Raw genomic sequence first — 25,618 nt, 5'->3', positions numbered from 1 at the left:
AAAAAAATTTAGAGTTTTTATATAATAAAACAATGCAAAAAAGCTAAAATGATCGTTCAATTAATGAACTACAATTTAGCTTTTTTATAGTATCCTTATATCATATATCCTATAGTGTTTTAAAATGGTTAACGAGTAATGCCATTCTACTGACAATTAGATTTTTAAGAGCTGTCGGTTCTATATGGGTGATGGCATCCCCATACATTATAAAATATTTTGCAATAAAATCTTCTTCATCTTTGTTATAAAAACCCTCTATCCTATATTGTCCGTTTTCAGAATGCAGTTTCATGGATGGATAATTCTCTTTATAAAATAAATCCACGCCTTTTGAGGTAATATTAACACTGAATGCTGTAGCTCCACGTTGCTTATATATGGTATGTGAACAAGATTGTAATGCATGTAAAGGTTGAGGTTGGTATGCACGTGTTACCTCCAATGCTATGATTTTATCACACCTAAAAACTTGCCGATTACCTGTTTCGTAATTAAGTGCTGTTGTATACCACTGACCATATTTTGAACGCATATCATAAAACTGTACAATGTAACATGTTTCTATTTCTTGCTTTGTGTATGTCACCCTACATACGTCTTCATACATGGCTGCTTCTAAAATATCTTTCAGGAACGGAGTGATATTGGGCTGCTTGGAAACTTGTAATCTCAAAATGGTTTCCATTTTGGATAACGCATCCACGTATTTTTCAGAAAGACATTTTTGAAATTTTTGTTTTAAGGTGGTGAAATTTAATTGAAAAGGTGTTGTTTGGTAATCATCTAAAGTAAGCATTGAAAAATACAAGGCATACATTTCATCTATTGTAAAAACAATGGGTGATAATAACTTATTATCTAAGATGACGTACTTGCCGTGCCGGCCTTTTTCAGAGTAGATTGGCATACCAATTTCTTCTAATGATTGTATATCCCTCAATGCAGTGCTCTTAGATATGTTGTATTTATGCATTAAATCTTTGAGATTGAAATATTTTTTGCCGTTAAGATAGACCATCATATCATAGATTCTTTCTGACTTTCTCATATGAGCCCCTTTCTTAATTTAAAAGTATCATTAATTGACACCTTTATAGACTATACTATCATTATGAAAAAGTAAAGGAGATAGATAAAATATGCATACAGAAAAAGAATTTCTTCGGATCATGAACAGTCAACATGACATGGCTTTAGCAACCAGTGTAGATGGTGTGGCAAACGTTAGAATAGTGAATTTCTACTATGATGAAACATCAAAAAAAATCTTCTTTTCCACTTTTAAGGACAATAATAAAGTGAAAGAGTTTGAGCAAAACAATAACATTGCCATCACAACAATACCTCATATGGGAACGGAACATGTGAAATTGAAGGGTAAGGTTCAAAAGAGTGAACTTACCATTTATGATTTGAAAAATGAGTTCGTAAACAAAATAGAAGATTATAGAGAAACCATTGAGCAAATGGGGCAATACTTGGCACTATATGAGATTGTATTTGAAAAAGCAGTGGTTATACTGGATTTTGAAGATAAAGGTAATTATTGCGTATAACGTTTAGTTATGAAACATACTGGAAGTTTAAACCATTCTTTAAAACCGAATCCTTCAAAAAAGCAGACAATGGATAGGTTAAATGATTTACTAGGATATAATCTAACAAATGAAGGGACTCTAGCATGCTAGAGTCCCTTCATTTGTTAGAAAGAAAATAAACATTTATATTATATTAGCTATTAGCTGCTCCTTCCAAAAATGCTTCAATATTATTGGTTGTAAGACGATCAACACCTAATGTAGCGCACATCTTTATATCCTTTATGTTATCCACTGTCCAAACGGATAGGGGAATATGATATTTATTTTTTAAATCAATGATTTCTTGGCTTAGAGCACAATAATGAATGTTGAAACCATCACAATTAGATAGCTTATAGCCCTCCTCTAGATTTTTCAATAAATCTTCCTTCGTTTTAGTGTAACCATGTTCGTTTATAAAGACAATAAGTTCGGGATAAGCTTTTTTAACAAGACAAGCAAGGTCAGCATCTAGCCCTGTTAGATGGTGTCTTTTTTTATAGCCATAACCCACGATTAATCTATGAAGAATGGGTATAACTTTTATATCTTTAATATCAAAATTGATATGAATGGATGTTGGGGATAAAATGGTTAATACCTTTTCAACGGTTAAGACGTGAGAAGGCAAATCCTCAAAACGAGATTGAGAAATGAAGATGCCTCCTTCTGCAATACAATCATCATGTTCTAAAACAGCAACTCTATCTTTCGTTAATCGGACATCAATTTCTAAACAGTCAATGGGTAATTGTGAAGCCGCTAGAATACTTTCAAGCTTATTATCTTCATAGCCGGAAAAACCACTATGTGCCGTTACTTTTACAGTCATTTTCAACATCTCCTTTTACAAATATTCCTTTATTATAATATATAGTCGTCTAGAGGTCTATTAAATATATGTTAGAAATTGTTAATAGCTGTTGCATTTTGTAACATTTCTGTAAACATTGTTAAGGGTAAGTTCCATGCATTGACACACTAAAGCGTCGTTGCTAGAATGACGGTGTATTCACAAAACATGTAAGGAAGGTAACCCAATGAGACATAAAATAAACAATAAATCGATGATTAATAGGATAAAAATCATAATCGGCAGCTTAGTGGTAGCATCATTAATGTTTTTCTTTTTCTTTCCAATCGTTAACCTTTTTGTTGATGCTTTTCGAAGTGACTTAGCCAATAATCAGTATCTACCACAGAATTGGTCTGTAAAATGGTTTTCGTATGTGTTAGACAGACCAGGTGTTGTTGGTTCGTTTGTTATGTCCTTCTTAGTGGCGATTGTCACAACAGTGGTTTCTATGTGTATCTGTATTCCAGCAGCATATTCTTTTGCACGCTTTAATTTTGTAGGTAAAAAATTATGCTATTTTTCTTTTCTACTGTCTAATGCCTTTCCAAGAATAGGACTTTACGCCAGCATAGGTGTTATGTTTTATAAATTAAATCTAATGGGAACATTTGCAGGGGTCATTATTATTCATGTGATTAATTCCTTAATGATGATGATATGGATTAGCAGTACTTCCTTTAAAAGTGTAAGCATGGATCAAGAAGAGGCCGCAAAAGATGTTGGGGCTGGTCCAATAAGAACATTCTTCTATGTGACACTTCCGCTAGCTTGGCCAGGCATCATGGTTGCATCTCTCTTTACTTTTTTAGGCTCTATGGAAGAGGGGGCAGGCACACTATTAGTTGGGCTGCCCAATATTAAAACGTTACCTGTGGAAATGTATTCGGTTATTTTTGATTATCCGGGTACAGCAGGAGCTGCACTTGCTCTAATGCTTCTTGTACCCATTATTGTAATACTGGTTATCGCCATTAAGTTATTAGGGGCAAAATCAATTTTAGATAGTATGAAAATAAATTAGAGGTGAAAAAATGGATAAGCTTGTTGTAAAAAATATCAATAAAGTATTTGAAAATGGTGATGGCATTCGAGATATTTCCTTTAAAGTGAAAAAAGGGGAGTTTGTGACGTTGCTTGGGCCTTCTGGATGTGGGAAAACGACTATTTTACGAGCAATAGGCGGGTTTAATCAAATTGATTCAGGAAGTATAGCATTAGATAACCAAGAGATACATCATATTAAGCCTGAGAATCGACCTACATCCATGGTGTTTCAGAGTTATAATCTATGGCCTCATATGAACATATACAGAAATCTAGCTTTTGGACTTAAAATCAGAAAAATGAAGAAAAAAGATATGGATAAAAAAATAAAGGATACATTGGATATGTTACATATTCGCGACCAGATAAAAAAATACCCGAAACAATTATCAGGAGGGCAAAAGCAACGGGTTGCCATAGCAAGGTCTTTGGTATTAGAGCCTTCCGTTTTACTTCTTGATGAACCTTTCTCCGCATTGGATGCTAAGATTAGAAAGGAAATGAGGAAAGAGATTAAAAGGATTCAGTTGGAAACGGGTATTACCATTGTATTTGTTACCCACGACCAAGAAGAGGCAATGGGTCTTTCGGATCGGATTATCGTGATGAATAAAGGTACCATCGAGCAAATAGGTACACCCAATGAAGTTTATGAGAATCCCAGTACATATTTTGTCGCTAATTTTATGGGAGAGATGAATTTTCTTCAGGTGAATGGTCAACGTATAGGGTTTAGACCAGAAGATATTGTGATAGAGGAACAAGGGATGTATCGAGCAACAATCATAGCGTCAACCCTTGTTGGGCATTATGTATCCGTGGACTGTATGATACATGATGAGAAAGTGGTACTTTATGTTTCAAAAGAGTTGTCAACAGTTTGTCAAAAAGGCAATGAGATTGGATTTTCAGTAACCAATGAACATGTGTATGCAAGCTAATCGTAGGATATAAAAAGCAATGGTGCTTCTTATATATTTTTAAGAAAAGGAGATCAATCATGAAAAAAATTACAAGTTTAATGCTAATGTTACTGTTAATGATTTCTGTAGTAGGATGTGGAACGGAACAAACAAGTAATAAAAGTAAAGTTAATGTGTATATCGGTGGCTCTGATAATGTAAGGGCTAACTGGGAGAAGTTTAAAGAGGCATTTGAAGCACAAGACGATTCTGTAGACATTAATATTGTCTATGTTGCATCAGGAACGGGTGGACAAAGTGGTGTCGATCGACTTCTTGCAGCTGAAAAAGCTGGTGAAAAAAATGTTGATATTGATATTATGGATATTTCAGATGGAGACCTTATTAAAATTGTGAAAGAAGCCGGTGAAGATGCCTTAGTGACAATTGATGAAAAATTGGTTCCAAATTTAAAGAATGTGGTCGCATTCCCAGCGGTTAATGCACACAAGGCTATGGCTTACAGAGGTAGCACAGTTGTTCTTGCTTATAATGCAGATGCAGTAAAAGAAGTGCCTAAAACAGTTGAAGACATGTACAGTTATATTAAGTCACACCCTCAAAGATTTGCCTATTGTGAGCCAGGCTCTGGTGGTTCAGGGGATTCATTTTTAGTTACAACCATCTATAATAAGCTTCCTGAAGAAGCCATTCATTCAGATGATACCAAGTGGCAAGACCAATGGAATACAGGTTTTGATATATTAAAAGAGCTTCACCCATACATGTATAAAACAGCAGGTAGCATTCACTACCCATTCAAAAACCAAGGTGCACTGGACCTGCTTATAAGTGGTGAAATTGATATGACCCCCATGTGGAATGACATGTTAATGGAACAAAAAGCTAACGGATTGGTTCCAGAGAGTATTATGATGACACAGTTAGAACCATCATTTACAGGTGGACTTGCCAATGTGGTTATTCCTTCAAAAAGTCAACACGTTAAAGCTGCTGCAAAAGTACTTAATTTCTTATCATCACCAGATGGACAAGAAGTATTTGTTTCCAACATGTATGCTATTCCTGTTATTGATACAGATTTACTGAACAAAGATGTCGTTGATAAGTTAGCAGGGTTAGAGGTATCCAAGTACAGAACCTATTCAATCGGTGAACTAAGCACAGAACTCAAAAAGCAGTGGCACGAAAAAATAGCAACCATAGAGTAATTAGGAGCAAATAATATGCTAAAAAAAAGAAATATAGGACATCTTAAAGGTATTATTTTTGTACTGCCCTCGTGTATCATGGTTGTCCTATTTATTGTATTTCCAGTTATAGAATCTACTTTATTAAGTTTTACTAATCAGAGTACACAGCAAATGGATTTTTCTAATTACCATGTTTTCTTCAGTACAAAATCATATCTATCAAGTGTTTTCTATACAGTACGAATTGTACTGATAACCGTGATTTTAAATGTGATGATCAGTTTATTGTTAGCTCTTTATTTGCGATTTGACAAGAGTAAAATTTCCTCTATAATTGCCGCTATTCTACCCGTACCTAAGTTTATTCCAGGTATTGTAGCTGTATATGCTTTTATGACAATCATCAAAAACATGGGAGCCCTAACACGACTTTCAAACAGCCTTTTTGGGTTTGCATTTAGACCGGATATCTTACATACATCTACAGGCATTATTATGATGAATTTATGGTTTAATGTGCCCTTTTCAACACTACTTATTGGTGCTGCTTTACAAGGGTTGAACGATTCATTAATAGAAAGTGCAAGAGATGTTGGTGCTAGTCGACTTAAAGTTCTAAAAGATATTATTTTACCAAGTATTTCAGGTACGTTATTGTTGGTCATTACGTTCTGTTTTATTGGAAACATCGGTGGATTTACCACCCCATTTTTAATGGGTGAGAACAAAGTTAAAATGCTTGGTGTCGAATTATTTAATGAGTTCTCAGTCTACTATAATAATTATATGGCGGCTACCATATCCACCATACTCTTTGTATTATCCAGTGTTGTGAGTATCTATTACATGAAAGTAAGCTTAAAAAAAGATGTATAACACGTCATAGTATAAGTAAGCAAATCTTCATCATAGGATGTGGTATGAAGATTTGCTTTATTGATTACTTATACTTATAATGATAGTAAGGCTAAAAAAAGATGAATGAGGTTATATAATGAGAAAAGGAACAGATGGCATTATTTTAGAACTAAAACGTCTTATTGAGAATGAGACATTTAAACTTAATGAAAAACTTCCTCCTGAAAATGATATGGCTAAGTTATTTGGTGTTAGCCGTGTAACATATAGAGTAGCAGTAAAGCATTTGGAAGCAGAAGGTAAGCTTTTTGTAAAGCATGGCGTAGGCACTTTTGTGGTGAATCCATTACCTGTTATTGAAAGTGATGTGCAAAAACTAGAGAGCATTGGGGCCATGATACGACATGCTGGTTTTAAAGAGCATGAAAAACAGGAAGCTTTAGATTTTGTTAGCTGTAAAGAATCCATAGCCAAACAGTTACAAATAGCACCTCATTCTACAGTGGTTAAATTAGAAAGATATCGTATAGTTAACCATGAACCGGTTGTCTATTCCATGAATTATATGCCCTATCATCTTGTAGGCAAAGCATTTGAAGATAATCAGTTTTCGGGTTCTCTCTTTCGATTTCTAATGTTTCACTGTAATATAAATATCTTATGTGCAGATTCCGAATTCTGCGCTTCTGCTCCTGGTGATTCAAATGCAAAAAAACTTATTTCAAGTGGAAAAGAGAGCGTTATCTTATTAAAACAATTACATTATGATCAGAATAACATACCTGTTCTATATTCCTACGATTATCTTCGGAATGATATCTTTAAGTTTCAAATACGTCGTAGGATATAAAAAAAGGGCATTATAGACGGTTAAGACTTTAAAAATATAGTAAACCAGATAAGAGAATAGAACAAAGAGGTGTAGACATGGCGATGTGGAATCCGTGGCGAGGTTGCCATAAATATAGTGAAGGTTGTAAATACTGTTATATTCACAAAGGCGATCGTAAAAGAAATGTAGATACCAACCGGATTAAACGGTCAAGCAAATTTAATATGCCAATTGTAAAAAATAAATCAGGAGAATATAAAATGAAATCCGGGCAGACGGTGTTTCTATGTTTTTCCACGGACTTTCTCATTGAAGAGGCTGATCCTTGGCGTCCAGAATGTTGGAAAATCATAAAAGAGCGTTCTGATTTACACTTTACTTTTTTAACCAAAAGAATTGAACGGTTTATGGCATGTATGCCAGAGGATTGGGAACATGGATATGAGAATGTGACCGTAGGTTGTACAATCGAAAATCAAGATAGGGCAGATGATCGACTATCCCTGTTCTCTACTTTGCCCATTAAACATAAAAATATTATTTGCCAACCTTTAATTGAAAGAGTAGATGTAGAAAAGTATCTGAGCAATGTGGAATTAGTTGTAGTAGGTGGTGAGTCCGATAGACATGCACGACCCCTTGACTATGATTGGGTGCTTGATATTAGAGAACAGTGTATCCGAAAAAATGTACATTTCGAATTTAGGCAGTGTGGTTCGCATTTTATTAAAGATGGGAAAAGATATAAGTTAGCTGTTAAAGATTTGTGTAGTCAAGCAAGAAAAGCCAATATAAATACCTAGTCATTTCTTAAAAATTGCCATGGAGAGAAATGTGAAATGATGGATATCATACGTTAAATGAAATAGTGTCTATGCATGTAAGAGAGTGAAATAAATTTATTTCGCTCTCTTTCTTCATTAATAGGGGCATGATAAATAGGTTGTTGAATAGGTTGTCAGTGCTTTAACACTGTTATGTATCAATGCTTTTATACGTTGACAGAATAAAGCTTATAGGCTATAATGTTTAATTACTTATATATCAATTAAAGGACGAGTACATAGGAGGATTAGAAATGAAAGGTATTAAAAAAGTAAGTGCATTAATCATGACTATCATGATGATGATTTCTTTGGTTGCATGTGGGGAGAAGTCTGATTCGGTATACAAAATTGGCGTTGTTCAACTTGTGCAACATGATGCTCTTGATGCAGCAACAGAAGGTTTTCAAGCTGCCTTAACAGAAAAATTAGGTGAGCAGGTTGAATTTGACATACAAAACGGACAAGGAGATAGTGCCACATGTTCCACAATTGTGAACTCTTTTGTATCCAATAATGTTGATCTTATTATGGCCAATGCAACACCGGCTTTACAAGCCGCAGCATCAGGTACGTTAGATATTCCCATTCTCGGAACATCCATTACGGACTATGGTACAGCATTAGAAATGGAGATGAAGGATGGACTAACAGGAAGAAATATATCTGGAACCTCAGATCTTGCGCCTTTAGATGAGCAGGCAATCATGATCATGAAGTGGTTCCCAAAAGCCGAGAATATTGGTATTCTATATTGCTCAGCAGAAGCCAACTCTGCTTTTCAAGTGAAAATGGTAAAAGAGGAATTGGAATCACTTGGACGTACTGTTAAGGAATATACATTTGTGGATTCCAATGACGTTGCTGCTGTGGCAACAAAAGCTGCAGAAGAATCGGATGTTATCTACATACCAACAGATAACACTGCGGCAAGCAACGCAAGTATTATTGATAATATTTGTCGTCCTGCAGGGGTTCCGATTATTGCAGGTGAAGCTGGAATTTGTGCTGGATGCGGTGTTGCGACTTTATCCATTAGTTATTATGACATTGGTTACGAAACAGGTCTAATGGCTTATGAGATACTGGCTAATGATGCAGATATTTCTAAAATGGAAATAAAATACTCACCAAAAATTACAAAATTATATAATGCTGCAATATGTAAAGAACTAGGCCTTACAATTCCAGAAGGCTATGAAGCACTTGAACAGTAAAATACATCGGAGGTTGTTATTGTGGATATTTTTGTGTCGTTAATGAATGCAATGCCTGGAGCAATTGCTCTAGGTCTGATATGGGGAATCATGGCCATTGGTGTATTTATTACTTATAAAGTGCTCGATGTTGCCGATCTGACTGTAGATGGCACCATGTGTACTGGAGGAGCCGTTTTTATCATGATGATGATAGGTGGCCACAGCATTTTCATGAGTATGTTGGTAGCCACTGGAGTTGGTATGATAGCGGGGATGGTAACGGGTATATTACATACATTTATGGGGATTCCAGCGATTTTATCAGGTATATTAACACAATTAGGGTTGTATTCAGTTAACCTTGCTATTATGGGAAAAGCCAATCAAGGTATTAGTGGGCTGAATTATGATTTGTTGGTATCCTTGTTAAAAATACGTAACGTTGCATTTTTTGAGAACACAATTTATCGTTTGGTTCTTTGTAGTATTATTATCATTGCAATCTTATACTGGTTCTTTGGAACGGAGATTGGCAGCTCCATGAGAGCAACAGGAAATAATCAAAATATGAGTCGTGCTCAGGGCATTAATACGAATCTTACCATTGTGTTGGGATTAATGTTATCCAATGGATTGGTTGCTTTCTCCAGTGCTTTGTTAGCCCAATACCAAGGATTTGCAGATGTTAATATGGGACGTGGAGCCATTGTTATTGGTCTTGCAGCTGTTATTATAGGCGAAGTCGTACTAGGCAGGATATTCCATAATTTTGCTCTACGGCTAGTGTCTGTCGTAGCAGGAGGTATTATTTACTACATTGTGTTACAGTTTGTTATTCAATTAGGGATTAATACAAACTACTTGAAATTGTTAACGGCTGTGGTTGTAGCTGTGTTCTTGGCCGTACCTCATTGGAAAAAGAGAATGATTTATAGTCCGATGCTTAAGAAATTGAAAGGGGTTAAATGATATGTTAGTTGTTCAGGATATATTTAAAACATTTAATCCAGGGACTATTAATGAGAAAAGAGCTCTTGATGGTGTCTCCATTACATTAAATGAAGGCGATTTTGTCACGGTCATCGGTGGCAACGGCGCAGGTAAATCAACGCTTCTCAATGCCTTAGCAGGTGTGTGGCCCATTGATTCAGGTAAGATTCTCATTGATAATGTAGATATTACCATGATGCAGGAACATAAAAGAGCCAAGTACCTTGGACGTGTTTTTCAAGATCCAATGATGGGGACTGCTGCCGGCATGGAGATTGATGAGAACTTAGCCCTTGCAAATCGTAGAGGTAAATTTAGGGGGCTTCGATCAGGTATAACAACGAAAGAGAAAGCCAAATATAAGGAACTTCTTAAATCTCTAGATTTAGGACTAGAAGAGCGTATGACTTCAAAAGTAGGTCTGCTATCAGGTGGGCAAAGACAGGCATTAACGTTATTAATGGCATCGTTGAAAAAACCCAAGCTTCTTTTATTGGATGAGCATACAGCAGCGCTAGATCCGAAAACAGCGGCAAAAGTTCTTGAAACGACTGAGAAAATTGTAAAGAAGGACACGATTACAACATTGATGATTACCCATAATATGAAACAAGCTATTGCCCATGGTAATCGACTTATTATGATGAATAAAGGAAGAATTATTTTTGATATAAGCGGAGAAGAAAAGATGCAATTAACCGTAGACGATCTTCTTCAAAAGTTTGCAGAAGTAAGTGGTCAAGAATTAGCAAATGACCGCATGATGTTAAGTTAATAGCTAGAAAGGTATGTCCTCAAAATATAACATGAATATTTTGGGGGCATTTTTTATCTAATGGATAAATGAATTATAAAGTATCCAATAATTTTATGAGAGTAACAACATTATTCTCAGGCTGTCGACAAAGTCTAAAACCGACAACGGTCATATAGTAAACCATATATAGTGATAATAAATGAACGTTACGTTTGTTGCTCTTATCTGTTCTAAGGGATAGCAACAAGCCGTAAAGGTCATTTATTATCACTATATATGGTTTTTCTTTTTTTACCACTCTTAAGCCAGTAAAAACCCCGACTTTAGCCTATAAATTTTAGGATATGTATTACAAAGTTAATACGTTAACGTTTTATGGATAGCATAATTAACGTGTTTACATTATAATCGTGGATAAATGAAACGTACTAAAAATTGACTTCATAGCAAAGAGTTGACATTTTGAAATAATTGGCTATGATTATCATGAAAAGAGAGTGTACATAGCTCTAAATTCTTGATATATTGTATATGTAGAAGATTAATCTTAAAGCATATGGACAATGCTCATAATTTAGGAAAAGTTCGTATACTTCTTAAATGAGATTTTTTAAAGCCAAGTTAATCATTTAACTGGATTAAATGATGTAAATGATGAGTAGTCAATTAAAAGCTCTAGTACTAAGTGAGGAATTTTATGAAAAAAAACGACTTATTGCTGAAGTATTTTCTAAAAACATTCATGTCTTATTTTATTGCAGTTATCATTCCTGTGGTGATTTTTTGTACAATTTACATCCGTTCAACAATACCAACAATTAATGAAGAGCAGCTTGAAATCTATACGAAAAGTGTGGAGGCTGATGCAAAGAGAATCTCGGATACGGTAGGCAAGATTAATAGTTACCTTTTGCTGCTTAATGCATCCAAAGAGTTACAGGAAATAGAGAGCAGCAGCTATGAAAACGTTCTTTATTCTTATTCATGGTTAATGGATAATCTGATTTTATTCAAAAGGAATAATGAAATCATTGACAGAGCCGGTGTCTATGTGGCTAATTCTGGGAAGCTGATTACATCTGATTCCAGAATTGAGCAGTTGGATGATGTCATGGAGAAGGAACTTATTGTTGATTTTGTTGAAAAAGGTTATAGGTGGCATTTTTATAACCGAGAGCCCAAGATCTATTTAGCAACAGTTTTGCCGAGGATGAACTATGATGATGATATCATTGTGATTTTTGAGTTCGATCCAAATAGGATGCTTGAATCAGAGGACAGTGAGAACTTGATGTTGCTGTATGAAAACGGACAGGTGTTATTTGCTGGAAATGAAACCATGGTTACGGCAGATATAGACCAGAGTTATGTGACTTCAGGCGAAGAGATAGGCATTCGTGATGAAAAACAGTATATTATTGCCTATAAGACGGCTGAACCGTATAAAATAACAATTCTGCGCACATATGGCAATGAGAGTCTCAAAAGTATTTTAAGAAACAGTATCTATTTTGCACTTTCTATCATCTTGATTCTAATGGTGGTGTCAATCGGTATGGCTTATGTTCTAGCAAAACAACAGGTCAAACCCATTGTAAAAATTAGTGAAAAGTTGTATAAGGCAGAAACTGTTGTGAATGATGAATTTTCCCTGAAAGGCAGTATCTTTGATAAGATAGAAGCTTCTTTCAGAAGGCTCCAAAGCGAGAATAAGGACTATATACATAAGCTTGTGGAGAACAGAAATATAGTCAAGGAACAGTTGCTTAGGGAGCTATTATGGGGACGTGTTAATCATAAAGATAAGATTGCCGATTATCTTAAATCTGTTGATGTAATCCATGAAGATAAAAGCAAAGACTATATCCTTATCAACTTTAGAATTGCAGAGAATATTCCAAGTGATGCACCCATTGAAGCATCAGAGATAGCTGTAATTGTAAAAAGCAGCATTGAAAAACACCTGTTTAGTCAGTTGGAAGTGGTAGGAGGCGTTATCATTGAAATGAAGCAGATTGTCTTTCTGATCAATGGGCAATCGGGTATTCGCGATATTGAATTAGAAGAGAAGATTAGCAACATTGTCAAGGAGATAGGCAAGGTCATAATGGAACAGAATCATATCTATATCAGGACCATTGTGTCATATCCCATGGATGAGGTCAGAGAGCTTAACAGCGTTTTTATGCAGATTAGAAGATTGTTATCAGGAACAGACATCAAGAATGACAGTATCCGATTCCTTAGAAAGGAACTGGATGAAGATGATACCTATATTGAATACTATAAAACGAATCTGGTTCAGAATATCCAACGTGGTGATATATTCAGTGCTCAGAACCTTCTTAAAGAAATATTCAATCTGGATCAGAGGATATGCCTTGGAAAAAGGAAGACAAATTATATATTGATGATGCTCAACAGTATTATCACGACGCTTATGGAAAACAATAACTTATTGGAAGAACACTGTTTAAGTGTCATGGATATCATTTTTGATAATGAGATTGGTTTTACAGAAAAGTGTGACAAGATCTCCAATGCTGTTGTAGCCATGACCACAAAGTGCATGGAAAGTACGCTTCGTAATGACCATAATGCTTATGTTTATAATGCAGTTGAATATATCAATAAGAATTATGAGCAAAACATTGATCTGACTCAGATAGCGGATTATATAGGCATCAACACCTCTTATTTTAGTAGGGTATTCAAGAGTGATATGAATATGACGCCACTGCAGTATATCACCATGGTAAGAATCAACAAAGCAAAAGAGTTACTTGCAGGCTCTAATGACAGCATCAAAGAGATTGCTGAACAAGTGGGCTATCTGGACAGCCGGAGTTTCATAAGATTTTTCAAAAAAATGGACAACTGTACACCAGGCCAGTACAGAAAGAACTTGATAAAGAATAAAGGCGTGTAAATAATAAAGTGACACCTATCAAAAAACTGTAAACATGCAATAAATGGCTATGTTTATCAGAAATAGACAGTATACAGAGTGAATAAGCTTATGATAAGTTGAGTGTGCAGCAACAAAATTGAATGACTTAGACGGAGGTTTGCAAATGAGAAAATGGAGGAAGGTTTTGCAGTTATCAATTAAGCTTTTTGCTTTGGTGCTTGTTCTTACAATGACAGTCACTTTGTTGGCCGCATGTAAGACTGAAGATGCAGCCAATACTGGGGGGAGTAGTACCGAGAAAGATAAGTCAGAAGAATCAGATGGCATGAAAGATGTAAAGTATACGGTAATGATAAGACAGGGGATTGCCGATTATCCACCAGATGGAGGTATCGCAAAACAATGGCTTTTTGATGCATGGGAAAGTGAACTTGGGATAACCAATACGGATTATGAAGTCATTATTACACCTAATTCGGATTATAAAACCAAACTCAATGCAATGATTGCCGGTGGGGATATTCCAGACTTCTTTGATATTGATGTGTCGGATCTGCGGATGTATGTTGAAAATGATATGGTTGTTCCCATAGACGAAATGGTTGATCAGATGCCAGAATATAAAAAAATGCTGGAATCTGTTGGCTCCAAACTCAGCTATGATAATTTTATGATTGACGGACAGCACTATGGATTTATTCGACCTGCGCTGCCGGGTCCACTCAATGCAGAAGGAACAGAAGGGGTTATTGTTCGTAAAGACTGGCTTGAGAATGTAGGCATGGAAGAACCTACGACACTTGAGGAGCTTCACGATGTTTTGTATGCGTTCACTTACAATGATCCAGATAAAAATGGGGCAGATGATACCTATGGTATCGGTGGTGATAGAAAGAATATGTTCTCATCTGTTTTTGGAGCTTATGGTCTATATCTAAAAGGGATCAACTCTTGGGTGGAAGTAGACGGTAAACTGGTACACGCAACGGTTATGCCTCAAGCAAAAGAGGCGATTGCTGTATTGAGACAATGGTATAGTGAAGGTATCATTGACCCCGACAAATTTGTTATCGAAGCAAAACAGGCAAAAGACAAGTATATCGGTGAAAAATTCGGTGTGTGGGAGCAGTCAATCTGGTGGGCTAACGATGCCAGAACAGCATGGGAGGAAAGTGGTCAGGAAGGTAAAACATGTGCATTCATCAAACCTGTTTCAGGACCGGAAGGTAAGTTTGGATTCCCTGTAGCGCCTGTTAAGACTCAGGCAAGAGTTTTATCAAAGCATGCTTTCGAGAAAAAGGATCCTGAGAGATTTGCAGAAATTCTTAACTTGATGTCAACAGACTCCCCTAAAGGATTAAGACTGACACAATATGGTCTTGAAGGTGAGTATTATGATTATGACGCATCGACTGATACATTTACGGTACATCCTATGGACCAATCCATGTATCAACTGGGATTCAGTAATCCAATTCGCTGGATTGACGTTGTGGACAGAAGATGGATCCCTGACAGTGATCAAAGGAAGGTAGATTTTGGTGTCAGTAATGACACAAATAACTGGTTGCTCTCAGAATTCTATGGCTCAGTTCCAGCAATGGTAGATTATCCTGACCTTTATGACAAGCTTTGGATGGAGTACTTCACAAAGATTGTGACAGGTGCATCGGAGCTTGATGAATGGGACACATATGTTGAGAAGTTCTACAAGCAAGGCGGTCAGGAGTTGACAGACCAGGTCAACGAAGCTGTGAATAAATAATGAAGAAATAGAGGCTATTAACGTATTTGGCTTTAATGAAATAGCCTCTTTACTTATGCAGGAATGGGATTCCATTCATTTAGCATTAGCTTAACAGAGGAAGAACGTGAATGAGCATTGAAAGGATGTAGTTAATATGTTTCAAACCATAAAGGGATCCCAGAAGCATTTTAAGCGATATGGACCCATCTACTTGCTGGCGTTACCAGGGATTGTTCTTATGATTGTGTTTAGATACCTGCCCATGGCAGGGTTGTCACTGGCATTCACCAATTTTACAGCTGGTATGCGTCTGCCTGACGTTACTTGGGTAGGCTTTAAATGGTTTAGAATACTGTTCGCAGGTGATGAATTTTCTGGCGTGGTGATGAATACACTGATTATCAGTTTTGCTAAATTGATATTTAGTTTTCCAGCACCAATTATTTTGGCAATACTGCTCAATGAAATGAAAAGCAACAAAATGAAGAGAGGATTTCAGACCGTGCTGTATCTTCCGCACTTTTTGGCATGGACAGTACTTGCAGGTATCTTGTTTACACTGATGTCACCACAGACAGGTATTGTAGGGTATTTTGGGCTCAAGGAATCCGTATTTCTGAACTCTAATATGTTCAGACCACTACTTGTTGTGTCGGATATATGGAAAACATCCGGCTGGGGTACTATCGTATATCTTGCTGCAATCTCAGGTATTGATCCTAATCTCTATGAGGCAGCCATGATTGACGGTGCCAATCGTTTTCAGAGGATCCGTTACATTCTGATACCATCTATCATGAAAACAGCTGTCATTCTTCTGATTCTTAAAATTGGTCACATTCTTGATGCAGGTTTTGACCAGGTATTCATGCTGTACAATCCTGCAGTCTATGATGTAGGAGACATACTTGGAACATATGTATTCAGAACGGCAATGTCTCAGGGGAGATTTGCACTGGCAACAGCATCTGGTCTGTTTAAGTCTTTTGTTGGTTTGACACTGATTATCAGTTCTAATTTTCTGGCTAAGCGGGTTGATAAAGATGCAGGTTTGTTCTAAGTCGGTGGGTACAGCAAAAGTGATGGAAGGATGGGTATCATGAAAGTAAAAGGATTAAGGAAAAAGATAAAAATTTTTGATAAGGTCAATTATTTGTTTTTTATGGTTATTGGCTTAGTTATGGTATATCCGCTGTGGCATCAATTAATGTTGTCAATTAGTGATAATTTCAAAGCCAAAAGCGGAGGCTTTTTCTTTGTTCCAAGAGGTTTTGATCTGTCAGGTTATGAAGTTATTATGTCAAGTCGCTACATCTGGGTGGCATTTAGAAACAGTCTGCTCATTACAGTTGTAGGGGTAGTGATAGCACTATTCGTAAATTGTGGTTTAGCTTATATGCTCTCAAAAAGTGAAATAAAGGGTACAAAAATCATAACATTTCTTGTGTTGTTTACGTTTATATTCAATGGCGGGATGATTCCTACCTATGTTGTCGTCAAACAAGTGGGGCTAATCAACTCCTTATGGGCTTTGATATTACCTATCACTTTTGCGCCGTATAATATCATCATTATTAGAAGCTTTTTTAAGAATCTACCTATTTCACTGGAAGAATCAGCGTTTCTTGATGGCGCTAATTATGCACAGATATATTTTAAGATTGTGTTGCCACTATCAAAGCCTGTCATTGCAACAATAGCCATATGGACAGCTGTTAATCTGTGGAATAACTATATGAACGGACTTTTATATATACATGAAAAGAGTAAATATATCCTGCCGCTGCTGGTACGGGATATTGTCATCGGAGCGTCTGATATGGCAAATGTGGAAGTCATGCAAACGGTCAATGCGGATGTCATTAATGCAGCAACCATTGTCATTGCTACGGTGCCGATTCTTATTGTGTATCCGTTTTTACAGAAGTATTTTACAAAAGGCATTATGTTGGGATCAGTGAAAGGATAATATAACAATGAAAGAGAAAAAAATGGTGAGAACACCACTATATCGAGACCCTCTATCGGATGGTGCAGCAGATCCAACAATCATATATAATGTTCAGGAACAATCATGGTGGATGGTCTATACGCAGCGAAGAGCAGCACGTGCAGTTCCAGGTGTATCTGCCTCACATGGGTCAGCTCTTGGTATTGCATCCAGCACTGACGGAGAAATATGGAATTATAGAGGGACATTAAACCTGAACGTTGAAAAGGGGCATAACACCTATTGGGCTCCCGAAATTATTTATGATGCTAAAAAAGCCACCTATCATATGTATGTCACTTATGTTCAGGGCGTACCATCATGGTGGGGCGAATCGGAAAGAAGCGGTATCGTTCATATGGTCAGCACCAATTTATGGGATTGGGACTATATCGGATTTATCGGCGGTGAAAACAGCCAGCTCATCGATGTATGTATACACCCGCTAAAGGACGGTGGTTACCGCATGTGGTACAGAAACTCTCTCAAAGGCTGTATCATTTGTTCAAGAGACAGTACAGACCTGTATAGTTGGTCAGATGAAAAGGTTGTGCTAGACGATGTTAAAGCAGAAGGTCCCAATGTTTTTGCGTTTAAAGGATACTATTGGATGGTGACAGATCCTGTAGGCATTCGGCAGGGGTTGGCTGTCTACAGGAGTGATGATCTTGAGCACTTCCAAAGACAGAAAAATATTCTTCATGATAGCAGTTCAAGGGATTTGGATAATTCAGTTGGACGCCATCCGGATATCTTGATTCACAAGGATGAAGCATATATTTTCTATTTTACACAACCATACAAAGATTACTCCAAAAAACTTAATCGCCATACCATTGTACCTATTGATGAGAATCGATGTGTCATACAGGTAGCTAGGCTACAGGTGGAAGATGGTCAATTGATTTGCGACCGAAATGGTGAATTTGAACTTCATTTAAAAATTTCATAGAGGAAAAATAATCTATATAAGAGCATTAGTGAGGCAAGGTGGCATACAGTTATAGGTACTTCCGAAATGATCACATAACAATAAAGGTAAAAAAGGTGAAAAAATATGAGTAAACAACCGAATATCATTTTATTTTTTTCTGATCAGCAACGATGGGATACAGTAGGCCTCTATGGGCAAAAGCTTGATGTGACACCCAATTTGGACAAGATGGGAATGGAGGGCGTACGTTTTGAATACGCTTTTACACCACAGCCTGTTTGTGGTCCTGCAAGAGCCTGTATCCAAACAGGTCAATACGCAACACAACATGGTTCATACAGGAATGGCATTGCATTAAAAGATCGTGAGGATCTGCTTGCCAAGCGATTCAATAAAGCAGGGTATGAAACTGCATATATAGGAAAGTGGCATTTAGCAACTACAGATGGGAATTCAAGGGAGGATATTGGTGAATTGTTCAATTATTGTACTAAGCCAATTCCAGAAAAATACCGAGGCGGTTATAAGGATTATTGGGTTGCGTCAGATGTGCTTGAATTCACTTCTCATGGTTATGGTGGTCATATGTTCGATATGGATATGAACCAAAGAGAAATCAAAGGATACAGAGCGGACGGAACAACAGATTTTGCTTTAGAATATCTGAGGGTCAGAAATAAGAATAAACCTTTCTTCATGATGGTTTCCTATATAGAACCACACCATCAAAATGACCGGAATACCTATGAGGGTCCAAACGGTTCAAAAGACAAGTTCAAAGATTTTGAAACACCTGGTGATCTGGTTGGTACTGAAGGTAACTGGCGGGAAAACTATCCAGATTATCTTGGATGCTGTAACAGTTTGGATTACAATTTGGGTCGTATAAGGGATGAGATAGAGAAACAAGGGATTGAAGAAGAGACGATCATTCTCTATTTCAGTGACCACGGGTCTCATTTCAAAACACGGAACAGAGAATACAAACGTTCATGCCACGATGCCAGCATTAGGATACCAATGATTATATATGGCCCAGGATTCACTGGTGGAAAGGTGTGTCAGGAGCTGGTAAGTCTCATAGACATACCAAAGACCATATTAAGCTCAGCAGGGATTAATCAGGATGGTATGGAGGGTCATGACCTGAACCTTATATTAAAAGGAGATACAGAAGACTGGCCTGACAGTATTTTTACTCAGATTAGTGAAAACCATGTAGGACGTTGTATCAGAACCAAAGAATGGAAATATTCAGTGGCTTCACCGGATGCAGATGGTAACCTTGATATGTGCAGTAACAACTATGTGGAGTCTCATCTATATGATCTAAAGAATGACCCATATGAGCTGAAAAATCTTATCGATGACAAGTCATACACTGCAATTAGGACAGAGCTGAAGAAGAAGCTGATAGATAAAATGCAACAGATTGGTGAAGGTGAAGTGCAGATACTGCCTTATCAAGAGGGTATCCTCTGTGGTGTTGCAGAGGTCTTCAGATAGTCAACGAAGAACCATAATTAAAGCGACTACGAGGGCATGTACATAAGATGATAAGAGAAAAACGAGTTGTTGTATTCCTTCACTTGCATGCAAGATGAATCGTAACCTATATGGACGTATTAAGAAAATATAGTCAAAACAATTAATTCCGCTTTAAGATATTAGGGCGGAATTTATTGTTATTAAAAGAGATTTAAGATGCCTAAATCTGTTTAACCACGTTTGTTTGTCTTTATTATCTCAGAAGCATCATCCTTAAGGTTGGTGGTGAATTGTGGTTGCAAGTAATTGATTATTTAGATCGAATGTTCCTCGATAATTAAATTAATATGCTTTGCAGATTTTTGCATGATAGTTATAATCGTTTCAGTAGGGGTATCCATGTTGCACTCATTCCATTTGAATAATACCATATAGATACCTCCTACAATGAAATGTATCCGATACTGATTACGCTCATCAAGTTCTTGATAGTTCTTTTCTTTCGCATAAAATCGCCCAATGTACTCTGAGAATTGAGTAAGCGCTTTATGTTGAAGCCCAGCGTTAAGCAAAGCCGTAAAAAATACTTCATTCTCCTCAAAAGCCTTAACAAGTTTGTGGATAACTATATCTAAAAATGGATCCTTTTCTTGTTCTAAATCCAGTTCAGATTCATCAAATATTTCCCGATGAATGTCATTCATTTTAGAGAGAAGGATATCATCTTTACTGTCATAGATTCGATAAAAAGACTGCCTCGCAATATCGGATTTTTCAGTGAGTTCAGTAATGCTAATATCGCCATAATCCTTTGATTTCATCAGTTCCATTAAACCTTCATATAACCATAACCTTGTTCGTTTTGATCGTCTATCCTGTTTCATAAAAACCATTACTCCTCACGCACAAATATTTTTTCTACATGATAGCATATATACATACATATGACAATCTTCAAGTTGTAAAAGTGTTGTATAACAAAATTGCCTTGACAGATGAAACGATTCCTGATATAGTTTTTACAAAAGGGTGTCAAGTGTCACTTAAGTGACTAATGTCTCAATTTGAATGATGTGTTATAATGGGTCAAGTTTTATGTTGAGATGGATTTCACAATATGTTAAGGAGGAATGTTATGAAATACTTAGTAACTGGATGTGATGGACAACTTGGAGGAAGAATTGCTAAAATCATGTCTGAAAAAGTAGCACCTGAGGCATTAGTAGTAGCTTGTCCTTTTCCAGAAAGACTTAGTGAGGATAAAAGAGCGTATTGGAACAAATTAGGCGTTGACATAAGAAGCGCAAATTACGACCATAAAGAAGAAATGGTCAAAAGCTTTAGCGATATCGATAGATTGATTATTATATCCACCATAACCATTGGAGATATACGTAGGCAACAGCATAGAAATGCAGTTGATGCAGCTGTAGAAGCAGGTGTTAAACATATCACGTATACGTCCTATCTAGGAGCAAGCGACCCAAGATACCAACATGTGTATGTGACACCAGATCATACGTATACAGAGAGTTATATTAAAGACAAACTGAAAGACACCGATGTTAACTATAACTTTATGAGAAACAACTTTTACTTAGAAAACATTGTAGCGGCATTACCTGTACTTGCTATGCACAGTAATTACGAATGGCATACTTTAGCACAAGATGGCAAAGCAACATGTGTCCCTAAGGATGATAGTGCTAAGCTTGCGGCAGCACTGCTTCTTGGTAAAGGTGAAGATAATATTGCTTATACTGCTTGTGGTAAAGAACAAGTATCCATAAAACAAATCATTGAATTAATCAATGAAATTTCAAATGTTGAATTCAAATATGTTCCCGTAGATACGGAAGGTATGTATGCCTATGCAGCAGCATTAGGTATACCAAAAGAATCAACAGATGATTTCTCAAAATCACCCTTTCCTTGGTGTGCAACAGATATTGTTACCAGCGAACAGTGCATTAGAGATGGAATGTTTAACGTGATATCAGATGATATTGAAACCGTTACAGGTGAAGAACGTCGGTCTGTTAGGGACCTTATTGAAGAAAATAAATATGTTTACCAGCAAAAAGTTGGGAAATGGGACGACATAAAATAGAAGCAATGTATTCATTAAAGAGGGAGGATTATTCTCCCTCTTTTTTTAATCTCAAGGAAGCCAATTAAGCATATGAAATAGGGGGATTTTCATATGTTTTTAGGTTTGGAATAAATGTATGAAAGATATCAACCATATCCATCACTGATTTTCCAAAAATCACATATGATATAAGAGGACGAAGTGTGCTTAATACGAAGTTTCTATTTAAAGTACACTTTAATCATATGATTAATAAAATATAATGGATATGGAGGAATATATGTGATTAATCGTGATTGTAAAAGGGAGAAAATGCATGGATCTGATAAAGACTGTATATCATGTATGCCACAGCATACGAAACCCAAAAAGATACTATTAGAATGTGGTGAAGGAACTGGCAGCACCACTTTTACTTCAATTAATGAGTCACCTTTTCAGTTAGCCCACATAACCGTTGATACAACATGTTTATGTAAACCGGAAGTCGTCATAAAATTTACGAGTCTTGTATGTATGGATAACCTAGCAGAAGAAATAGAAACGGGAACCGTTCGATTAAAATATGAATTATTTAGAGCTTGTGATCAAGAAGAACCTGTAGCACTGGGTACATGGTTGTATGAACAAATCAACGCACTTTCCATTGGCTTTGATACCCAAGAAGAGTCATTTAGTTTTATGTTTTGTGAAAGTACAAGCTGCCATAGATGTTGTGAATATTTTGTGGTGGTTACACCTCTTGACATTACCAATGCTACGGTAACCGTAAGCAATGGAAGGATGGCGGCATTATCCCAATCCATGCATGATACGTTAGAAAAACAACATCAGGTTAATACGAAGGATTATCTAAAAAAAGAAAAGCATCCTAAGCCTAGAGAAATATTATCCGTATGTGGAAGTGGAAATGGAAGTGCATCTTATCGAGTACCAATTGCTCAACCACTACCAACTGGAATAGCTCATGCTTCAGTGGATACCACTTGTTTAACAAAGCCTAAGGTATTTCTTGAGTTTGCATGTAATATTGCTCTGATTTCTACTTTTGATTTACGTTTGCAATTTGAACTGTTTCGGGTATGTGATAAAGGAGAACCGGTGTCACTAGGAGTCTGGAGATTTGAAAGAGTGGGTGGCGCATTTGAACTTGGAGGAGAATTTATAGAGAAAGTCTTTAATTTCATATTTTGTGAACATAAGTCACCATCTAGCTGCTGCGATTATTTTGTCATGCTTACAGCGAATGAAATAACTACAGAAGCTGTTGTGTTTGATGTGGTTGTGGATAATGCTCGATTACATGTTTTTGCTCAAGATTCATGGGATTATGCTGAGGAAGATAAAGCGTACAGTCAAAAACAGGACGCTATTGACTGCATACCAAAACATCCGAAACCTAGTAAGGCAATACTGGAATGTGGTAGTGGTGTTGGGAATGTAACGTTCAATCAATCTTCTACGGAAAGAACGCAAATAGGGCAAGTTTCCATTGATACAACCTGTTTATGCAAACCTGCCGTATACATTGAATTCTCAAGTAATATAGGTTTTGAACTACAATCAAATGAATTAGAGGCGTTATTACAGCTACAAATTGAGTTATTCAAAACCTGTGACAATAGAGGTCCTGTACCAATAGGGGTATGGGTAGTTGAAGTTTTTGACGTCATTGAAAAGGGTACAGGTGCATTCCAATTTATATCTTGCGACTGTGAAACTTGCCCAGGATGTTGTGATTATTTTGTCACCGCTACACCTATTGGTGCCGAAGCAAGTACTACTATCATTACAGTTAGTGATATTAAAATAGCTGCGTTAGCTCAAGAGAGTTAATAGAATAGAATTAAACTGAATGGATAGAGATGCAAAGTGAATAGTTATCATGTAAAAAGAAAGAGAAATATAGAAAAAGGTATAAAAATAAATGAAGGTCTTTGTGCTGAGATTTTTGAGTGGGAGGATCGTCATAAAATTATTAAGCTGGCAAAGAATATAAATAGCCATCATGACATGCAATTAGAGTATTTAAATAGCCAAGTTGCTTGGAATAATGGGGTGCCCATACCACAACCCTTTGAATTGATATATATTGATGGTCGTCCTGGGATTGTATCTGAACGCATATATGGCACCACATTGATGCAATATTTTCAAAGACAGTGGATAAATAATACCCTTGGCAAAAATGATGTCATGCAATTTAGTCATAAAGAGATTGCCCAAATGACAGCTAGGATGTTATATAAAACACATAATGTATCTGTTGAGAATATGCCATCCCAAAGAGACACTATAACAAATGCTATCAAACATGCAAAACATCTAACTGCTTCAGAGTTAGAATCAGTTGTTAATATGTTGAACAGTATTCCCAAAAAACAACAATTATGCCACGGTGATCTTAATCTGAATAATATCATGATTAGAAATAATGAAGCTATATTAATCGATTGGATGCACGCTTCAATGGGTAATCCAGCAGCTGACTTAGCAGAATTTATTCTAATGATAAAATACGGTGAATTGCCATTAAAAGACCCTATACGAGAAATAATCATTGAAACCTTAATAGACGAGTATACGAAGTTGTCTAATATCACACTCAAAATGATAGATAATTGGATGCTGCCTGTTGCGGTTCGCAGAAGGTCTTTGGGTATTCTACCCTTTGTTGAGAAACGAAAACTTAGTGCTGAAATTAGAGAACGACTTAAAAAGTATACGTCTATCAAATGAAGAATTCCACTGTTATCGTGGAATTTTTTTTGTCTTATCCTCTTTTTGAAGTGGTAATTTTACATTTTACAATAATATATTATAATGGTAAGTAGTAGGATAAAGTGGGCAAGTCATACTTATTACATGTCTAAGTTAAAATTTAAAAGGATTAATCAAAATATTTAGACATAATCATGGTCATAGCCATTAATAAATGGACAATAGTCTTTAAAAAAGACACTAAAAACAAAGGGGATAAAATGAAAGTAAACATCATGTTAAAATCATCCAATAAAACAAGGGGCATACAGCCTGTTCCATACACAATTAATAATAAGATTAACATCCTTCAAGACCTTATCCATAATTTAGTAGATATCGAGATAGATAAATATGAGCATAAAGAATTGCAAGTGTTGTCACAAGAAGATATTGACCGCATGCTTATAAATGGAAAGGTGAGCTTTGGTTTTCAATACAGAGCGAATAATAAAATTGATAGAAAACATGCCAAAAAAGTTGCTTCCTTAGCTTTTCAAGATGGATTATATGCGGTTTTCATAGGTAACCAAGAAATTGTAGACCTATCAAGTGCAATCCATTTAAAAGAAAACGATAGCATCACATTTATACGTTTTACAATGCTTGCAGGAAGGTATTTTTAATATTAGAGGCT

The 25,618-nt window shown here is 36.3% G+C and carries 23 protein-coding genes; 20 read left to right on the top strand and 3 right to left on the bottom strand.

What is annotated here, in order from left to right:
- Positions 1-109 precede the first annotated feature (109 nt).
- The gene (locus HZI73_RS24990) at positions 110-1,051 is read right to left on the bottom strand and encodes a helix-turn-helix transcriptional regulator (RefSeq protein WP_212696053.1); all 942 of its coding nucleotides are present in this window, start codon (positions 1,049-1,051) and stop codon (positions 110-112) included.
- A 91-nt stretch (positions 1,052-1,142) separates the two neighbouring features.
- Here HZI73_RS24990 and HZI73_RS24985 point away from each other — a divergent pair, with 91 nt between their 5' ends.
- Complete coding sequence (locus tag HZI73_RS24985) at positions 1,143-1,559, top strand: pyridoxamine 5'-phosphate oxidase family protein (protein WP_212696052.1); 417 nt, start codon at positions 1,143-1,145, stop codon at positions 1,557-1,559.
- A 175-nt stretch (positions 1,560-1,734) separates the two neighbouring features.
- On the opposite strand, the gene HZI73_RS24980 is transcribed toward HZI73_RS24985, so the two are convergent.
- Positions 1,735-2,415: a glycerophosphodiester phosphodiesterase gene (locus HZI73_RS24980; RefSeq protein WP_212696051.1), complete on the bottom strand. Its 681-nt coding sequence runs from the start codon at positions 2,413-2,415 to the stop codon at positions 1,735-1,737.
- A 208-nt stretch (positions 2,416-2,623) separates the two neighbouring features.
- Between HZI73_RS24980 and HZI73_RS24975 the strand changes: the two genes are divergently transcribed.
- The 15 genes from HZI73_RS24975 to HZI73_RS24905 all read left to right on the top strand — a co-directional run bounded on the left by HZI73_RS24975 (position 2,624) and on the right by HZI73_RS24905 (position 20,147).
- Positions 2,624-3,460 (top strand): ABC transporter permease, encoded by an 837-nt coding sequence (locus HZI73_RS24975; protein ID WP_212696050.1) that lies wholly within the window; start codon positions 2,624-2,626, stop codon positions 3,458-3,460.
- A gap of 10 nt (positions 3,461-3,470) precedes the next feature.
- Positions 3,471-4,424: an ABC transporter ATP-binding protein gene (locus tag HZI73_RS24970; protein ID WP_212696049.1), complete on the top strand. Its 954-nt coding sequence runs from the start codon at positions 3,471-3,473 to the stop codon at positions 4,422-4,424.
- 59 nt (positions 4,425-4,483) lie between these two features.
- The gene (locus HZI73_RS24965) at positions 4,484-5,617 is read left to right on the top strand and encodes an extracellular solute-binding protein (protein WP_212696048.1); all 1,134 of its coding nucleotides are present in this window, start codon (positions 4,484-4,486) and stop codon (positions 5,615-5,617) included.
- 15 nt (positions 5,618-5,632) lie between these two features.
- A complete protein-coding gene (locus HZI73_RS24960; protein WP_212696047.1) occupies positions 5,633-6,475 on the top strand; it encodes an ABC transporter permease in 843 nt (280 codons plus the stop codon).
- Positions 6,476-6,593: 118 nt separating this feature from the next.
- Positions 6,594-7,307 carry a GntR family transcriptional regulator gene (locus tag HZI73_RS24955; protein ID WP_212696046.1) on the top strand — a complete coding sequence of 238 codons (714 nt, stop codon included), beginning with the start codon at positions 6,594-6,596 and terminating at the stop codon, positions 7,305-7,307.
- 77 nt (positions 7,308-7,384) lie between these two features.
- Positions 7,385-8,092 (top strand): DUF5131 family protein, encoded by a 708-nt coding sequence (locus HZI73_RS24950; RefSeq protein ID WP_212696045.1) that lies wholly within the window; start codon positions 7,385-7,387, stop codon positions 8,090-8,092.
- A 275-nt stretch (positions 8,093-8,367) separates the two neighbouring features.
- Entirely contained in the window at positions 8,368-9,330 is a 963-nt protein-coding gene (locus HZI73_RS24945; RefSeq protein ID WP_212696044.1) for an ABC transporter substrate-binding protein, read from the top strand.
- Between the two features lie 51 nt (positions 9,331-9,381).
- Positions 9,382-10,281, top strand: a complete 900-nt coding sequence (locus tag HZI73_RS24940) for an ABC transporter permease (protein WP_408648289.1) — start codon at positions 9,382-9,384, stop codon at positions 10,279-10,281.
- A gap of 1 nt (position 10,282) precedes the next feature.
- A complete protein-coding gene (locus tag HZI73_RS24935; RefSeq protein WP_212696043.1) occupies positions 10,283-11,077 on the top strand; it encodes an ABC transporter ATP-binding protein in 795 nt (264 codons plus the stop codon).
- Between the two features lie 679 nt (positions 11,078-11,756).
- Positions 11,757-13,988, top strand: a complete 2,232-nt coding sequence (locus tag HZI73_RS24930) for a response regulator transcription factor (RefSeq protein ID WP_212696042.1) — start codon at positions 11,757-11,759, stop codon at positions 13,986-13,988.
- A gap of 145 nt (positions 13,989-14,133) precedes the next feature.
- On the top strand, positions 14,134-15,735 hold the full coding sequence (locus HZI73_RS24925; RefSeq protein WP_212696041.1) for a type 2 periplasmic-binding domain-containing protein: 1,602 nt from the start codon (positions 14,134-14,136) through the stop codon (positions 15,733-15,735).
- Between the two features lie 136 nt (positions 15,736-15,871).
- A complete protein-coding gene (locus tag HZI73_RS24920; RefSeq protein WP_212696040.1) occupies positions 15,872-16,777 on the top strand; it encodes an ABC transporter permease in 906 nt (301 codons plus the stop codon).
- A 39-nt stretch (positions 16,778-16,816) separates the two neighbouring features.
- Positions 16,817-17,686, top strand: a complete 870-nt coding sequence (locus tag HZI73_RS24915) for a carbohydrate ABC transporter permease (protein WP_212696039.1) — start codon at positions 16,817-16,819, stop codon at positions 17,684-17,686.
- A 7-nt stretch (positions 17,687-17,693) separates the two neighbouring features.
- Positions 17,694-18,659 (top strand): glycoside hydrolase family protein, encoded by a 966-nt coding sequence (locus HZI73_RS24910; protein ID WP_212696038.1) that lies wholly within the window; start codon positions 17,694-17,696, stop codon positions 18,657-18,659.
- 105 nt (positions 18,660-18,764) lie between these two features.
- Positions 18,765-20,147 carry a sulfatase-like hydrolase/transferase gene (locus HZI73_RS24905; RefSeq protein ID WP_212696037.1) on the top strand — a complete coding sequence of 461 codons (1,383 nt, stop codon included), beginning with the start codon at positions 18,765-18,767 and terminating at the stop codon, positions 20,145-20,147.
- A gap of 296 nt (positions 20,148-20,443) precedes the next feature.
- On the opposite strand, the gene HZI73_RS24900 is transcribed toward HZI73_RS24905, so the two are convergent.
- Positions 20,444-21,013 (bottom strand): TetR/AcrR family transcriptional regulator, encoded by a 570-nt coding sequence (locus HZI73_RS24900; RefSeq protein WP_212696036.1) that lies wholly within the window; start codon positions 21,011-21,013, stop codon positions 20,444-20,446.
- A gap of 251 nt (positions 21,014-21,264) precedes the next feature.
- On the opposite strand from HZI73_RS24900, the gene HZI73_RS24895 reads away from it, so the two are divergent.
- The 4 genes from HZI73_RS24895 (at position 21,265) to HZI73_RS24880 (ending at position 25,607) form a co-directional block, all read left to right on the top strand.
- Entirely contained in the window at positions 21,265-22,239 is a 975-nt protein-coding gene (locus tag HZI73_RS24895; RefSeq protein ID WP_212696035.1) for an NmrA family NAD(P)-binding protein, read from the top strand.
- 264 nt (positions 22,240-22,503) lie between these two features.
- Positions 22,504-24,057 carry a DUF4489 domain-containing protein gene (locus HZI73_RS24890; RefSeq protein ID WP_212696034.1) on the top strand — a complete coding sequence of 518 codons (1,554 nt, stop codon included), beginning with the start codon at positions 22,504-22,506 and terminating at the stop codon, positions 24,055-24,057.
- Between the two features lie 36 nt (positions 24,058-24,093).
- Positions 24,094-24,960: a phosphotransferase gene (locus HZI73_RS24885; RefSeq protein WP_212696033.1), complete on the top strand. Its 867-nt coding sequence runs from the start codon at positions 24,094-24,096 to the stop codon at positions 24,958-24,960.
- 242 nt (positions 24,961-25,202) lie between these two features.
- Complete coding sequence (locus HZI73_RS24880; protein ID WP_212696032.1) at positions 25,203-25,607, top strand: hypothetical protein; 405 nt, start codon at positions 25,203-25,205, stop codon at positions 25,605-25,607.
- Positions 25,608-25,618 lie beyond the last annotated feature (11 nt).

Origin of the sequence: Vallitalea pronyensis (genome assembly GCF_018141445.1) — a bacterium.
In the GTDB taxonomy this organism is placed as follows: Bacteria; Bacillota; Clostridia; order Lachnospirales; family Vallitaleaceae; genus Vallitalea; species Vallitalea pronyensis.
Note: the sequence above shows the minus strand (reverse complement) of the source record. Positions and strands in the feature narration are given on the sequence as shown.